Source organism: Duganella sp. AC237 (genome assembly GCF_979254035.1).
Map to the genome: position 1 here is coordinate 2,079,159 of NZ_CEEDEW010000003.1, position 14,845 is coordinate 2,094,003.

Here is a 14,845-nt window from a genome sequence, read left to right on the forward strand (position 1 = left end):
GTTCCCATGCGGTTGACGATCAGGCAGCGCTTGCTGGTATCCAATGTGGTCACGCTGGCGTTTGTCAGCCTGGTTGGGGTGGTCGGTTACGTGGCGGTGCACGTGCTGGACGGGGCGATCAGTTCCATCAGCACCAACAGCGCGGCGATGAAAGATCAATTGCAGGCCGATATGATGCATGACGCGCTGCGCGCCGATGTGCTGGCCGCGCGTCTTGCCGCCGAGAAGAACGATCCGGCCGAGGTCAAGGGCGTGCGCGAAGACCTGGCCGAGCACATGGCCCTGTTCCGCAAGGGCATCAAGGATATGGAGGCGGCCGACATCGATGCCGAGGTCCGCGCCGCGATCGCGACGGTAAGGCCAGACGTCGAGCGTTACCTGAAGAACACCGAGGAAATGGTCGAGCTGTCGCTGACCAACAAGGATGCGGCGCAGGCCAAGTTCGGCGGCTTCATGGACAGCTTCCGGGTGCTGGAAAAAAGCATGTCGACGCTGAGCGACCTGATCGAGAAGAACTCGGAGTCGGCCAAGGAGGTCGGCGACAGCGCGGTGGCCAACTCGCGCTACCAGATCATCGGGTTTTCACTGCTGGCGGTGATCGTGGCGCTGGTGATCGGCCAACTGATCACCCGCTCGATCATGCAGCCCTTGAACGAGGCGGTCCGGTTCGCGGAGCGCGTGTCGAAAGGGGATCTGTCCGGCAGCATGACGCTCGACGCGGCGGATATCTCTGAGACGGGCTTGCTCAAGCGCGCGCTGTCCAATATGAACGCGAGCCTGCACACCATCGTCAGCCAGGTGCGCAGCGGCACCGACGCCATCGCGCTGGCGTCGAGCGAAATCGCCACCGGCAATATGGATCTGTCGTCGCGCACCGAGTCGCAGGCCAGCTCGCTCGAGGAGACGGCATCGTCGATGGAGGAGTTGACGTCGGCGGTGAAGCAAAATTCCAGCAACGCGGGCCAGGCCAACGATCTGGCGTCGTCGGCGGCCAGCGTGGCCAGCAAGGGCGGGGCGGTGATGACGCAGGTGGTCGAGACGATGGGCGCCATCAACGCCTCGTCGCAGAAGATCGTCGACATCATCGGCGTGATCGAGGGTATCGCGTTCCAGACCAATATCCTGGCCTTGAACGCAGCCGTGGAAGCGGCGCGCGCGGGCGAGCAGGGCCGTGGCTTCGCGGTGGTCGCCTCCGAGGTGCGCAGCCTGGCGCACCGGTCCGATTCGGCCGCCAAGGAGATCAAGCAGTTGATCGACGCGTCGGTGGCGCAGGTGGGGGCGGGCAGCGTGCTGGTCGGCCAGGCCGGCGGCACGATGGACGAGATCGTCAACGGCATCGGCCGCGTCAGCACCATCGTCGGCGAGATCGCCACCGCCAGCCGCGAGCAGGAACTGGGGATCGAGCAGATCAATCAAGCCATCGGCAGCATCGACAGCACCACGCAGCAGAACGCCGCGCTGGTGGAACAGGCCGCGGCGGCGGCCGGCGCCCTGCAGGCGCAGGCCGACCAGCTGGCCGAAGCGGTGAAGGTCTTCCGGCTGTCGCGTTAGGACCGGCGCAGCCGCACGACGCCGATGAGTCCCATTCCGGCCAGCAGCAGCGTGAGCGGGCCAGGCTCGGGCACCGGCGACGCGCTCTGGAAGCTCAGGTCGTCCATCACGTACGACCCTTGAAAGCCGCTCGAGACCACGATCGCATCGATGGTGCCATTCCAGCCGGCGTCCAGGTAGGCCGGCACGTCCGACAGTTGCAGCAGCGCCGAGCTGGCGACCAGCTGGTTTCCCTTATATAAATCAAAGCGCACGCTGCTGTCGCCGTATCCCGAGAACCAGGCGCCGTTGAAAACGGTTGGCGCCAGGAAGCGGATGGTGCTGGCGACCGGCCCGCCGTCGATCCAGTCCGTCGTCACCCTGCCAGTGCCCGAATGCGGGGTGAACGGCGCCTGCTCGCCGGTGAACACCGACAGGCCGGATGCCGACCAGTCCAGTCCGCCGTAGTTGTCGGGTACGTGGGCGTAGCCGTCGGGACCGACGATGTCGTCGAAGGTGAGCACACCGGCCGAGGCCAGGGATGTGGACAGCGCGATGACGGCGCTGAAGGCCAATTTGCGGATGATGGAATGCATGAATGTCCTGTTGAAGTAAGTTAGAAAACAGCGCGGCCGGCCGCGCCGACTGCTTAAGCCTGGCCCAGGGCCGGATCGCTGACCGTGTGCCGGCCGGTTTCGACGCGGCCGGCGAAGCGTCGCAGGTAGTCGGGCTGGCCCGACACCGTGGCGCTGAAGTCATACCAGCAGCCGTTGCCCGCCACCGGAATGCGCAGCACGAGTTCGCCGCGCGGCGCAACCGTGTGGAGCTGCCTCAGCGACGCATAGGCGTTCGCGTTCAGGTTGAACGTGCAGGCGGCGGCGCCCGCATTGACAAGGCGGACCACCAGCTCCGCCGTGGTGGCGTCGCAGCGCACCTGCACGTCCGGGCGCGGCTGGCCGGCCGCGACGGCGCGCAGCGCGCTGCCGGTGAAGTGGCGGTGGTAGCCGTTCGGCCCCAGCACCCACAGGTCATAGGCGCCGCCGACCGCCGGCGTCCAGGTATCCGACAGCGATTTGCCCGGCTCGACGGCGTAGCGGCGCGGCACCGCAGCCAGGTTCTTGCGGTCGTACACATGGAAGACCGCAGCCTGGCGGCCGGTATTGACGAAGCCCAGGGCGACCCGCACGGCGTTCATCGTGGCGCCGGGCTGCACCTCGCAGGTAGTGGCCAGCTCGTAGGGCAGCGCGCGCGACGGCCGGGTGCCGGCGGCCTGCGCCGGCATGCTCGGCGAGGCCGGGGGCCGGATCTGCGACAGCCGCTGTTGCGCGGCGCGCAGGGCGTCGGCCTGGCTTTTGTTCTTTTTACCCGACAGCTGCGGCAGCGCCTCGGAATTGGGCGTGGCAAAGTTGAAGGCGCTCGTCAAATCGCCGCAGACGGCGCGGCGGTAGGCGCTGATGTTCGGCTCCTGCACGCCGAAACGCGCTTCCAGGAAACGCAGCACCGAGGTGTGGTCGAACACCTGGGAGTTGACCCAGCCGCCACGGCTCCACGGCGAAATCACGAACAGCGGCACCCTCGGACCGGGGCCGTAGACGCGGCCGTCCGGGGCGGGCTGGCCCGCGCTGCCGGCCGGTTTCGGATAGTTATGGTATTCGGGCGACAACTGCGCCTGGGGCAGCGTGGTCTTGCCGGCGTACCCGCCCTGGCCGTCGGGCGACGGCGCGGACGGCGAGGGCGCATGGTCGAAATAGCCGTCGTTCTCGTCGTAGGTGACGATCAGCACGGTCTTGCTCCAGACCTCGGGGTTGGCCGTCAGGGCGTCCAGCACCTCCTGGACGAACCACGCGCCTTGCACCGGGCTCGACGGGCCGGGATGCTCGCAATAAATCGACGGCGCGTTGACCCACGATACCTGCGGCAGCTTGCCTTCGCGTATGTCGCGCTTGAACGCGTCCAGGTACTGCTCGGGCTGGGTGCCGGGCAGGGTGTTGGCGACGCCCTTGTACAGCGGGTTGCCGGCGTTGTCGGTGGCGGCATCGTAGGCGCGGTAAGGCAGTGCCTGGCCGGTGTCGGTGTAGGGGCGGCCGGGCGCGCCGCCGCTGGAGACGGGGTAGCCGGACGCGATGTTGGCGCGCCGGAATTGCCGGAACGCGCCCAGCATATTGTCGCCCCATTCGTCCGGCATGTTCTGGTAGCTCATCCAGCGCACGCCGGCGGTTTCGAGGCGCTCGGCGTAGGTGGTCCAGGTGTAGCCGGTGTTGACGCCGCCAGGCAGGCCGTCGATCGCGTCCCATTCGTTGCTGACGAAGGCGGTGCCGGTGGGCACCGCGCCATTGGTGCCGGTCAGGAAGAACGAGCGGTTGGCATCGGTCCCCGTGTGCATCGCGCAGTGGTAGGCGTCGCACAAGGTGAACGCATTGGCCAGCGCGAACTGGAACGGAATCTCGGCTTCCTTGAAAAAGCCCATCGAAATCGGGTTTTTGTAGCGCGGCCACTGGTCCATGCGGCCGTGGTCCCACGCCAGCTGGCTGTCGAGCCAGTCGTGCGGCGTGCCGCTGGCGCGCTGCGCGTTGCCGGTGCTGCCGTCCAGATGGAAGGGCGACATGACGGTGCCGTTTGCCGCGCGCTGTTGCCAGACGTTGCGGCCCTCGGGCAAGGGGATCGGGAAACGGTCGCCGAAGCCGCGTACGCCGGCGAGCGTGCCGAAATAATGGTCGAAGGCGCGGTTCTCCTGCATCAGGATCACCACATGCTCGACGTCCCGGATGGTGCCGGTCGCATTGTTGGCCGGGATGGCGAGCGCGCGCTGTATCGACGGCGGAAAGGCTGCGTAGGCGCCGGCAGCGATACCCGCGCGGGCGCTGTTGAGGAGGAAGCTGCGTCGTGAGGTCATAGGCTTGGTGTGCGGACGTTGGGGGACACGCGCCGGGGAGGCGCGTTGCTTTGTTGTCTTCGTGTTACCGTTTTGCTGTGCGGCCCCGCTACTTTAGGTCGCAACTGTTACGGCTCAATGACAGACGGCAAGGGGATCCCGGAATTCCAGACACAATCGCTGCGGCTTCACGGCAGTCCGGCGTGCAGGTGGGCACGCCGGGGCGGCGGCGCCGGGCGGCGCCGCCTGGTCGATCACGCGGCGCCGATCCGCGCGAGGTGCTCGTTGTTGTCACGCAGGCGTGGCGCTGCGTGGCGGCGGGCAGGAACGTTGGCGCGACCGGTGGCGGGCGCGGCCGTCTGTAATGGCGCCAGCTTGAAGACGCCCACCAGCTGCGAGAGCTGCTGCGCCTGGTCTTGCTGTGCTTCGGCGGCGGCCGCCGCTTCCTCGACCAGCGCGGCGTTTTGCTGCGTGACGGTGTCCATTTCGGCGATCGCGTGGTTGATTTGCGCGATGCCGGCTTCCTGCTCCTGGCTGGCCATGCTGATCTCGCCCATGATGTCGGTCACCGATTTGACGGCGCCGACGATGCGCTCCATCGTCGCGCCGGCCTGCCCGACCAGTTCCGTGCCGGCGTCGACCTTGGCGACCGAGTCGTCGATCAGCGTTTTGATTTCCTTGGCGGCGGCCGCCGAGCGCTGCGCCAGCGTGCGCACCTCGGAGGCGACCACGGCAAAGCCGCGCCCCTGTTCGCCGGCGCGCGCCGCCTCGACCGCCGCGTTCAAGGCCAGGATGTTGGTCTGGAAGGCGATGCCGTCGATGACGCTGATGATGTCGACGATTTTCCTGGCCGAGCCGTTGATCTCGGCCATGGTGCCGATCACGTTCGACACCACGGCGCCGCCCTCGACCGCGATGGCCGACGCCGAGCGCGCCATGGTGTTGGCCTGGCGGGCGTTTTCCGAATTTTGTTTGACGGTGGCGGTCAGTTCCTCCATCGACGAGGCGGTCTCTTCCAGCGAGCCGGCCTGCTGCTCGGTGCGCGACGACAGGTCCTGGTTGCCGCTGGCGATTTCGGTGGCCGCCGTGACGATGGACTCGGCGCCGCCACGCACCTGGCGCACGATGCCGGACAAGCTGTCGCGCATCGACTGGATCGCGAACAGCAGGCTGTGCGCGTCGCCGCGCGGCAGCGCGATCGCCACCGCCAGGTCGCCGTCGGCGATGCTGGCGGCGATGCCGGCGACATAGGCCGGTTCGCCGCCGAGCTGGCTCAGCAACTGTCGCGAGATGAGCCACGCGCCGCCCATGCCCAGTCCCATCGCCGCCAGCCCCAGCACCAGCATCATGTTGCGGGAATTTTGATAGGTTTCCTCGGCGTCGGCGCGGGCTTTTTCCATCGCATCGCTCTGGTGCGCGATCATCGCGTCCAGGCGTTTCATATAGGTCATCTGCAGTTCACGCGTGTTGGTCAGCATGAATTCGACGGCCTGGTCGACGCCGCCGTCGCGGCGCAAGCGCATCACTTCGCCGATCGAGGCGGCGTACGGCGGATAGGCGGCCTTCAGCGCGTCGAACAGGCCTTGGCCGGTGCCGGACTTGACCATAACGTCGAGTTTTTCGCTGGCGACGACCATTTCCTTGAGCTTGTCGGTGACGATCAGCAGTTCCGTCTCGGCCTTGGCGTTATCGCGGATCAGCAGGCCGTTGCGCAGCGAGCGGGCGATCTTGTTATTGATATTCATCAGGTTCTGGGCTGCCAGCACCTTCGGATAGTTTTCGGTGACGATGGCGTTGGTGCCAGCGTTGAGCGTGCCGAGGTGATGGATGCTCAGGCCGATCATGACGGCCAGCATTGCCAGGATCACACCGAAGCCTATGCGCAGCCGTGTGCTTACCTTGATGTTCGCGTTTTTCATTTCACTTGTCCAATGGTCGAGAGGTCGAACTCGCGCGCCGCACCGGAATGACAGGTGCGGAGACGGTGGCGGGAATGGGGCCGGAGAAAAGGGGGAGATCGCGGGAGGGTTGGGCGATCGGTGCAGCGTGGGATGACCAGAAATATACGCGACAATTTTCCACATGGCAACTTGTTTCGCAATGTACTACTCATCGCTGATCAACCTGCCGGGCTGTGCGGTTGTAGGCGATGGGATCGTTTCTATATAAACTTTGCATTCTGCTCATTTTGCCAAGGTAAATGGAACCGATGAACACCACTTCTTCTCGTCTGGATGTGATCGATGCGTTGCGCGGCTTCGCCATCGTCTCGATCATGCTGCTCCACAATATCGAGCATTTCGACCTCTACTTCTCGCCGGCGGGCATACCCGATTGGCTGAAGCTGGTCGACAAAATGATCTGGGACAGCATGTTTTTCCTGTTCGGCGGCAAGTCCTACGCCATCTTCGCGCTGCTGTTCGGAATGACCTTTTACATCCAGTGGCATAGCCGCGAGCAGCGCGGCGAGGACTTCCGCCCCCGCTTCGCGTGGCGCCTGGCGTTGCTGCTGGCGTTCGGTCTGGTCAATTCAATGTTTTACCACGGCGATATTCTGAGCATTTATGCGGTGCTGGGTCTGGCGTTGATCCCCGTCGCGCGATTGCGGAGCGGCACGGTGCTGGCGATCGCCGTGCTATTGCTGCTGCAACCTTATGCATGGCTTGAGTTTTTCCAGGCATTACCAAATCCTGACGAGAAACTTGTCGACCCGGCGTCGTGGGCTTATTTTGGCAGGGCAAATGAATATATGGCGCATGGCTCGGCGGCGACGGTATGGTGGGGAAACCTGACCAACGGTAAAGTTGGGGTTATTCGCTGGAGTTGGGAAAACGGCCGCGTGTTCCAGATTCCCGCGTTGTTTATGCTGGGTATGCTCGCGGGCAGAAAAGGTGTATTTAAAAGCACCCCGGAAAACCAGCGTTTTTGGTCGCGGACGTTGTGCATCGCCGTGCTGGCGTTTATTCCATTCTATTTGCTGAAGTCTTATCCGGAATCGTGGAATGTCGGCCAGGCGATGCAACGGCCGCTGTTGGTCATTGTGACGTCGTGGTCGAATCTCGCGTTTATGGTGGTGCTGGTATCCGCCTTTACGCTGCTATTTTATTTCTGGCGCTGGCTGGCATTTTTCTCGCCGTTGGGAAGAATGAGTTTGACCAGCTATGTCGTGCAATCGCTGGTCGGCACGTCGATTTATTATGGCTTCGGCTTGGGCATGTATCAGCATACCGGCGCCAGTTATGCGCTGGCGATAGGTATCGTGCTGGCCCTGCTGCAGCGGCAGTTCAGCGTGTGGTGGCTGAAGAGCCATAAGCAAGGGCCGCTTGAAACCCTGTGGCACCGCGCCACCTGGGTGGGTTCTCCCAGGTAGGGCGTGCCAGTTATTGGCGCGAATAGACCAAAATAGAGCTTGCGGCGGGTGGCAGGAGGGTTTCCTTATTCTTCGGGCTACTCGTCGTCGGGATCGGTCCAGAGGATGCGTCCGTGACCCGCCTCATTAAGGCGGATGATAAACGGCGTGGCGGCAATGTCCGCCAGGCTGAATTCGAACCGGACGTCGTCCGCGTGGAATACATTATCCAGGCTGGCGCCGGCCGTTTCGATTTCGCGCCGTATCATTCCTTCCATCGCGTACGGTACGGTGCAGATTAAATGGCGCAGCTTGATAATGGCGATTTTCTCGGCGCTTAATAAAGCCTGCGCTACGCTGTCGGTATAAGCCCGCACCAAACCGCCCGCGCCCAATTTAATCCCGCCGAAATAACGCACGACAGTGGCCAATACGCCCTCCAGATCCTGATGCCTTAAAACATCCAGCATCGGCCGTCCGGCCGTTCCGCTGGGTTCACCATCATCGACCGCCGCCGATTGTCCGCCCGCTAATAATGCCCAGCATACGTGGGCCGCTTGGGGATGTTGCGCCCATAATTCCGCCACCACTTTTTGCGCGGCCGCCCGGTCCGTCATTGGCTGCACGCAGGCAATAAAACGGCTCTTTTTAATCAGCAATTCATGCTGGACGGGGGCGGTAATGGTTTGAGGCATTGCGGTGGTTTCAGGGCTGGCGGGGCGGTCGGAACCGCGTATGGTGCCAGATATCATTGGGAAATACAAAAAACGGGCGCCGGAGCGGCGCGATATAATCTCGCGGTATCGCTCAAACCTGGACGGACCAGCACCATGACAGACATTGCAGATCAAGAAAACGACGACGAACTGATGCGCCAACTCGGCCTGACGGCCAAGGGGTTTATGTTGTCCCGGATGGTAGGGCGTGTGTTTCTGCGCCTGACCGGCATTGTCGAGTATAACGGCACACATTACCCCTACGACCTGGTGCCGGCGCAGGGCGTGCTGGCCAAGCCGTCGAAGTGGCGCAAGATGGATGGCGACGCGCGCTCGGCGTTGCTGCGCGAGCGCGCCAGCGACGCCGTCGTCGCCGAACTGCACGGTTACGTCGGCGACTTCGTCCGCGAAATGGCCGATGCCTGCGACGATTGCGACCTGGACCCGCAGCCTTTCCTGCAAGCGCTGGCCGACATGCAAATCTCCGAGCCGGCCGGCACCGTGTTCGACCGCATCCGCCAGCGGCTGGAGCACGCCGTCGAGCGCGAGATGGAGGAGCAGCACGCCGAGCGCACCCGGCAAAGCATCAACCTGGCCGAATATCCGGCGTCGTTCGACGTCGCCCGCCGCATCAAGCGCAAGTTTATCGCGCTGCTGGGCCCCACCAATTCCGGCAAGACCCACCAGGCCATCGAGGCGCTGGCCAAGGCGCCCAGCGGCGTCTATCTGGCGCCGTTGCGGCTGCTGGCGCTGGAAAACTACGAACGGCTGCAGGGCATGGAGCAGCATGGCAGGCCGCTGGCCGTCAGTCTGGTCACCGGCGAGGAGCGGCGCCTGGTGGCCGGCGCCACCCACGTCGCCAGCACGGTCGAGATGCTCGATACGCGCACGCCGGTCGATGTGGCGGTGATCGACGAGATCCAGATGCTGGCCGACCGCGATCGCGGCTCGGCCTGGACCGCCGCCGTCTGCGGCGCCCCGGCCCACACCGTCTACCTGGTAGGGGCGCCGGAAGCGCGGCGCGCCATCGAAGTGCTGGCCGCGCGGCTGGAATGCGAGCTGGAAGTGCATGTGTTGAAGCGCAAGGGGCCGCTGTCGATGGAGCCGTCCGCCGTGCGCAAGCTGACCAACCTGCGGCGCGGCGACGCTGTCATCTGCTTCTCGCGCCGGGAAGTGCTGATGTGGCGCGACATGGTGACCGAGGTCGGCCTGTCGGTGGCCACCGTCTATGGCAATTTGTCGCCGGAAGTGCGGCGCGCGCAGGCCCAGCGCTTCCGCGAAGGCGCGGCCGACGTGGTGGTGGGAACGGATGCCATCGCCATGGGCTTGAATATGCCAATTGCGCGCATCGTGATGACTACGTCGGTTAAATACAATGGATATGAAGAGGAAGAGATCCCCGCCGCGCTGGCGCGGCAGATCGCCGGCCGGGCCGGGCGCTTCGGCGTGCACGAGGAGGGCCTGGTGGCCGGCTACGACAACGAGACGCACAATGTGATGCGCTCGCTGCTGCAGGAGAAGCCGGTGCCGCTGAAAACCACCGGCTTTGCCGTGGCGCCAACGTTGGAACATTTGCACCGGATTTCATCGGTGACCAACGAACACGGGCTGGCCAAGCTGCTCAAGCGCTTCGTGCACAACATCGATGTGCCGGACGGGTTCTTTTATCCGCGCATCACCGAGGACCAGTTCGAGCGGGCCGCCTGGCTCGATACCTTGCAGTTGACGGTGGCGGAGAAGTTCGCGCTGTCGCTGGTGCCGATCTCGTCCAAGGTGCATACCTTGCAGCACGCGTGGGAAGGCTGGGCCACCGCGCTGGCGCACAAGAAAATCACGCGCCTCATGCCGGAGCAGAATCCGCTGCACTTTATGAATTTGCAGGAGGTGGAGGACGCTTGCCGGCTGTATTCGGCCTACGCCTGGCTGGCCTATCGCCAGCCGGAGTACTTCCCGGACACGGAATTGGCGCAAAAGCTGTCGCGCGAAGCGTCGGAACGCGTCGATGCGATCTTGCAGGATCAGAACTCGGCCGCCCGCAAGCGTCAGCCGAAGAAATTCCGCCGCTGATCAATCACCCGGTTGCGGGTCGCCGTGCAGCTTGAAGCGGCAGGACAGTTTAAACGGCCGGGTCACGCCTTTGGGGTCGGACACCATCGGCAAGGCGAAGGATTGTTCGTCGAGCAGCTCCAGGGTCCAGGTGGTGGCGCCGAAGAAGTCGAAGTGGATGAGGTTGGGCTCGACCAATTCCAAGGCAGTGAAGGCGCCGGTCGAGTACATCGCGCCCAGCCGCGCGGCGTCGACGATGTCGAGCTGGGGGTCGAGCAGATAGATGCGCAACGTGTCTTCGTGGATGATGTCGTCGGTCAGGAAGATCAGGAAGTGGCCTTTCCAGCACACGGCTGCTTCCAGCACCGCGCCCTCGACGATTTTCCCCGTGGTTTCGCCATAGAGTATGAGTTCGCTGCGCGGCAGGTCGTCGGCGGTCTGCCGGGGGCGGATCGAGAGGTCGTCTGTCGAAAACAGTTTCATGATGGTCACCAGATCGAGCTGACGCCGAAGGCCGCCAGCGCGCCCCCGACGAAAGCGCCCACTGTAACGCAAACCGGCGCGCCGGGGCCGCATGCCAGGCCGGCCAGCGCGCCGCCGGCCATGCCACCGGCGATGCCGGCGCCGTTGATGGCGATTTCCTTGCCGGCCGCCCCCACTTTGTTGGTGGAGGTCGTCACGTTGTAGATCGACAATCCCAGCGACACGAAGATCACGCCGCGCCCCACGTACGAGAGCCGTGACATCGTTTGCGTGACGGCCGGATTGGACTTGCCGGCGGAACTGACGATGGAGGCGTAGACGATGTTGCGCTGCGAGGCGGTCAGGCGGGAGAAGATCGCGCCGGGGCCGTACATGCGGGTGGTCTGGCGGGCCACCAGTTCGTTGAGCGTGTAGCCGCGCGCCTTGATGCGCTGCGCCACCGCGCGGCCCACCGAGGTGCTGCGCGAACGGATGATGGTCATGACGGTATTGCGGGTTAGCTGGGCTTGCGCGGCCGCCTGGGCCCAGGTGATCCTGCCGGTGAAGGCCTCGGTGCGCAGCCGGTCCGCCATGAGCTTGATTTCGCGCGCGTAGGCGATGCGGGCGGAGGCGTCGATGGTCAAATGGGCGCCGGCGTTGGCAAGCTGCGCCTCGAGCGAACGGATTGTCTGCTCAAAGAGTTCCTGGTTCTCATCTTTCGTCGCTGTCGCCATGTCGCTCATCCCTGTCTAGTTATGGTGAAAAAATATGGTGAAAAATAAAGAGGAATTCACAGAGTAGAGCTATCCGGGGCGGGCGAATTGTGGCCGCGCAAGCGACTGCGCTAAGTGTTGCGCGACTAGCGACATGGCGCCTCGTTATTGCTGCATGTCAATAAGTTCATCCGCAGCAATGCGATGATCGACAGCCTGTGCGGTTCGACCATCGCCATCACGGCTGGGGGCGCACGGGTTGTCACGGATGCCACGATGGAAAAATTGCTGCCGTATGTCGAACGTGAACTGGGCCTGCTGCGGCAGGCCGGCGCCGAGTTTGCCGGACGCTATCCCAAGCTGGCCGGCAGCCTGGGGGCGGGCGGCGAGGGCGGCGCCGATCCGCACGTCGACCGGCTGATCCAGGGCGGCGCCGTGCTCAACGCGCGCGTCGGCAAGCTGCTCGACGACGGCTATGCCGGCTTCACCGAAGCGCTGCTCGGCATGCTGTACCCGCATTACCTGAGGCCGATGCCGTCGTGCTCGGTCGCGCGCATCGACCACGGCGGCGCCAGGGCCGGCGAGCCCGCCGGCGTCGGTCTGCTGAGGACTACCGTGCCGCGCGGCACGGCGATGACGGCGTTGGGCCAGGCGAAGGTGGCGTGCCGCTTCCGCACGGTCTACGACGTCGCGGTGGCGCCGGTGGCGATCAGTGCCGCGTGGTTCGAGCCGCACATCGAGGTGCCGCCGGGCTTGCCGCTACCGGCGGACGCCGGCGCGGCGATTTGCATTGCGCTGGAAGGCGTCGGCGCCGCGCTGCGCCCGGCGTTGCATGGACTGTCGACGCTGAGGGTGTTCATCGACGGCGAAGCGTCGCTGCGCGCGGTCTTGCGCGACACCCTGTTCATGCGCGCCGCGGGCGCTTGCGTGGAGGCGGACGGGCAATGGCACGTGCTGTCCGGATCGCCCGTCGCGCCGGTCGGCTTTGCCGACGCCGAAGCGCTGTTGCCCGCCGCCGCCTCCGAGCACGCCGGCTACCGCCTGCTTGCCGAGTACTTCGCCTTTCCCGAAAAATTCGACTTCTTCGACATCGACCTGGACGCGGTACTGGCCGATGTTCCCGCCGGCTGCGCCCGGCTGACCTTGCGGCTGGCGCTAACCGGCTGCCGGCCCGACATGCCCGCCGCGCGCATCCTGCGCGCGCTGCTGGCGGACAACCTGGTGCTCGGCTGCACGCCGATCGTCAACCTGTACGCGCAGCCGGCCACGCCGGTCCGCGTCACCCATGCGCTCAGCAGCTATCCCTTGATGCCCGACCAACTGCCCGGCAGCGGCAGCGAGATCTACAGCGTCGACTCGGTGCACTTGGTGCGGACGGCGCCACAAGGGGACAGCGTGACCGAGTTCTTTCCCTACTACTCGCTGCGCCATGGCGGCGCGCCCAGCCGCAAGGGCCGCTACTGGCTGGCCGGCCGCGATGAGGCGCTGGCCGCCAGCGGCGCCGGCCACGACTTTTCGCTGACCTTGATCGACCATGACTTTTCGCCGTTGCGCAACCAGCCGGCCACGGCGTCGGTGCGCGTCACCTGCACCAACCGCGACCTGCCGCACCACATGGAATACGGACGGCCACGGGGCGACCTGGCCATGGAGGCGGCCGCCGGCGGCTTGCCGGTCCGCGTGCTGCGCCGCCCGACCACCTCGTACCGGCTGAGCGCGAACGGCAATGGCCAGTGGGGATTGATCAGCTATCTGGCGCTCAACCACCGCACGCTGACGCACGAAGGCTTGCCGGCGCTGACGCAGATGCTGCGGCTGTACGCGCGGCGGGACAACGCCGTCTCCCAGCGGCAGATCGACGGCATCGCCGGCCTGTCGCACCGGCCCGCGACCAGGCTGGTGCGGCAAGCGCAAGGCAGCGCGACCCTGCGCGGCACCGAGGTGACCGTCACCCTGGACGAGGAGGCGTACGCCGGCACCGGGCTGCATATGTTCGCGCAGCTGCTCGATTATCTGTTTGGCCTGCACGTTCATCTGAACAGTTACACCCAGCTGGTGATAGTCTCCAGCGTCAATGGAAAGGAGTTGCTGCGATGCCTGCCCCGCAACGGCGCGTTGAGCCTGGCCTGATCGGCGAGCTGCTGGCCGAACCCCACCGCTTCGAATTCTTCCAGGCGGTGCGGTTGATCGCGCTGGCGCGGCAACAGGAAGGCGGCGCCGGTTTGAGCGACGTGCGCTTCCGCAACCGGCTGTCCTTGGGCTTTCCGCCCAGCCAGATCGACAACGTCAGCAGCGACGACAAGGGCATCCGTATAACGCCCGCGTTCATGGGCTTGCTGGGTAGCCAGGGCAGCTTGCCGCTGCACTATTCGGAGCGCATCAACCGCCACGAGAAAGGCAACAGCGACGGCGGACCGAGGGCGTTTCTCGACATGTTCTCGCATCGCGCGCTGGACATGTTCTACGAGGCGTGGGCCCGGCATCGGCCGGAGTGCATGACCACGCCCGACGGCGACGACGCCTTCCTGCGCATGCTGACTTCGCTGTCGGGCGCGCCTTGCGCCGCCGCCGGCGACACCATCGAGCGCGAAACGGTGGCGTTCTATGCCATGCAGATCCGCAGCAGGGCGGTCTCCGCGCCGCTGATGGCCGGCATGTATGCGGAGTACTTCGACGTGCCGTTCGCCGTGGAGCAACTGGTGGGCGAGTGGCAGGACTTGCCGGCAGGCGACCAGGCCCGGCTGGGCATGGCGAATGTCGATCTCGGCGGCGGCGTGTTGCTGGGTCAACGGCTGTATCGTTGCGACGCGCGCGTGCGGTTGCGGATCGGACCGCTGGACCGTGAAGCGTACGACCGCTTCCTGCCCGGAAACAGCGGCGCGCTGCGACTGGCGGCGATGCTGGCGCTGCAATGTGGCGTGGACATGTGCTACGAAGTGCACCTGATCCAGCGCGCGCAGGATGTGCGCGGCTTCAGCCTGGACGAGGCCAACGGCGCGCGGCTGGGCGTGGATACCTGTCTCTACAGCCAGCCGCCTGGTCAGGATCGCGAGGATTTGATGTATTTGTTGCATACATGAAGGGCGCACACGCGACAGTGCGAATTCAATTAAATGCTGGAAACCTCGGCGCTGGCCGTTGCCACGTGCATTGTGGT

Annotated in this window: 11 protein-coding genes; 5 read left to right on the top strand and 6 right to left on the bottom strand. The window is 65.0% G+C overall.

Going from position 1 to position 14,845, the window contains the following annotated elements; translation table 11 throughout:
* The first annotated feature begins 6 nt into the window (after positions 1–6).
* On the top strand, positions 7–1,551 hold the full coding sequence (locus AC0IYS_RS09560) for a methyl-accepting chemotaxis protein (protein WP_471704926.1): 1,545 nt from the start codon (positions 7–9) through the stop codon (positions 1,549–1,551).
* Here the strand turns inward: AC0IYS_RS09560 and AC0IYS_RS09565 are convergent.
* From AC0IYS_RS09565 to AC0IYS_RS09575, 3 genes are all read right to left on the bottom strand, one after another.
* Positions 1,548–2,126, bottom strand: coding sequence for a PEP-CTERM sorting domain-containing protein (locus AC0IYS_RS09565; protein ID WP_471704927.1), 579 nt, complete (start codon positions 2,124–2,126; stop codon positions 1,548–1,550). The genes AC0IYS_RS09560 and AC0IYS_RS09565 overlap by 4 nt on opposite strands.
* Positions 2,127–2,179: 53 nt before the next feature.
* The gene (locus AC0IYS_RS09570) at positions 2,180–4,423 is read right to left on the bottom strand and encodes a phosphocholine-specific phospholipase C (protein WP_471704928.1); all 2,244 of its coding nucleotides are present in this window, start codon (positions 4,421–4,423) and stop codon (positions 2,180–2,182) included.
* Positions 4,424–4,656: 233 nt separating this feature from the next.
* Positions 4,657–6,321, bottom strand: a complete 1,665-nt coding sequence (locus AC0IYS_RS09575; RefSeq protein ID WP_471704929.1) for a methyl-accepting chemotaxis protein — start codon at positions 6,319–6,321, stop codon at positions 4,657–4,659.
* A gap of 290 nt (positions 6,322–6,611) precedes the next feature.
* Here AC0IYS_RS09575 and AC0IYS_RS09580 point away from each other — a divergent pair, with 290 nt between their 5' ends.
* Positions 6,612–7,772 (top strand): DUF418 domain-containing protein, encoded by a 1,161-nt coding sequence (locus tag AC0IYS_RS09580; RefSeq protein ID WP_471704930.1) that lies wholly within the window; start codon positions 6,612–6,614, stop codon positions 7,770–7,772.
* Positions 7,773–7,849: 77 nt separating this feature from the next.
* On the opposite strand, the gene AC0IYS_RS09585 is transcribed toward AC0IYS_RS09580, so the two are convergent.
* Positions 7,850–8,446: an IMPACT family protein gene (locus AC0IYS_RS09585; RefSeq protein WP_471704931.1), complete on the bottom strand. Its 597-nt coding sequence runs from the start codon at positions 8,444–8,446 to the stop codon at positions 7,850–7,852.
* Between the two features lie 135 nt (positions 8,447–8,581).
* Between AC0IYS_RS09585 and AC0IYS_RS09590 the strand changes: the two genes are divergently transcribed.
* Positions 8,582–10,534, top strand: a complete 1,953-nt coding sequence (locus tag AC0IYS_RS09590) for a helicase-related protein (RefSeq protein ID WP_471704932.1) — start codon at positions 8,582–8,584, stop codon at positions 10,532–10,534.
* On the opposite strand, the gene AC0IYS_RS09595 is transcribed toward AC0IYS_RS09590, so the two are convergent.
* The gene (locus AC0IYS_RS09595; protein ID WP_471704933.1) at positions 10,535–10,996 is read right to left on the bottom strand and encodes a hypothetical protein; all 462 of its coding nucleotides are present in this window, start codon (positions 10,994–10,996) and stop codon (positions 10,535–10,537) included.
* Positions 10,997–11,001: 5 nt separating this feature from the next.
* A complete protein-coding gene (locus AC0IYS_RS09600) occupies positions 11,002–11,709 on the bottom strand; it encodes a hypothetical protein (RefSeq protein ID WP_471704934.1) in 708 nt (235 codons plus the stop codon).
* A gap of 147 nt (positions 11,710–11,856) precedes the next feature.
* On the opposite strand from AC0IYS_RS09600, the gene tssF reads away from it, so the two are divergent.
* Positions 11,857–13,818, top strand: coding sequence for a type VI secretion system baseplate subunit TssF (tssF, locus tag AC0IYS_RS09605; protein WP_471704935.1), 1,962 nt, complete (start codon positions 11,857–11,859; stop codon positions 13,816–13,818).
* Positions 13,782–14,768, top strand: a complete 987-nt coding sequence (gene tssG, locus AC0IYS_RS09610) for a type VI secretion system baseplate subunit TssG (protein WP_471704936.1) — start codon at positions 13,782–13,784, stop codon at positions 14,766–14,768. The genes tssF and tssG overlap by 37 nt, the downstream gene beginning before the upstream one ends.
* Positions 14,769–14,845: the final 77 nt, after the last annotated feature.

What these genes read in the sequence shown, in the direction of transcription:
- AC0IYS_RS09600 (WP_471704934.1), bottom strand. Translation starts at nt 11,709, where the DNA reads ATGGCGACAGCGACGAAAGATGAGAACCAGGAACTCTTTGAGCAGACA.
- AC0IYS_RS09595 (WP_471704933.1), bottom strand. Translation starts at nt 10,996, where the DNA reads ATGAAACTGTTTTCGACAGACGACCTCTCGATCCGCCCCCGGCAGACC.
- AC0IYS_RS09580 (WP_471704930.1), top strand. Translation starts at nt 6,612, where the DNA reads ATGAACACCACTTCTTCTCGTCTGGATGTGATCGATGCGTTGCGCGGC.
- tssG (WP_471704936.1), top strand. Translation starts at nt 13,782, where the DNA reads ATGCCTGCCCCGCAACGGCGCGTTGAGCCTGGCCTGATCGGCGAGCTG.
- AC0IYS_RS09585 (WP_471704931.1), bottom strand. Translation starts at nt 8,446, where the DNA reads ATGCCTCAAACCATTACCGCCCCCGTCCAGCATGAATTGCTGATTAAA.
- AC0IYS_RS09560 (WP_471704926.1), top strand. Translation starts at nt 7, where the DNA reads ATGCGGTTGACGATCAGGCAGCGCTTGCTGGTATCCAATGTGGTCACG.
- AC0IYS_RS09575 (WP_471704929.1), bottom strand. Translation starts at nt 6,321, where the DNA reads ATGAAAAACGCGAACATCAAGGTAAGCACACGGCTGCGCATAGGCTTC.
- AC0IYS_RS09570 (WP_471704928.1), bottom strand. Translation starts at nt 4,423, where the DNA reads ATGACCTCACGACGCAGCTTCCTCCTCAACAGCGCCCGCGCGGGTATC.
- AC0IYS_RS09590 (WP_471704932.1), top strand. Translation starts at nt 8,582, where the DNA reads ATGACAGACATTGCAGATCAAGAAAACGACGACGAACTGATGCGCCAA.
- AC0IYS_RS09565 (WP_471704927.1), bottom strand. Translation starts at nt 2,126, where the DNA reads ATGCATTCCATCATCCGCAAATTGGCCTTCAGCGCCGTCATCGCGCTG.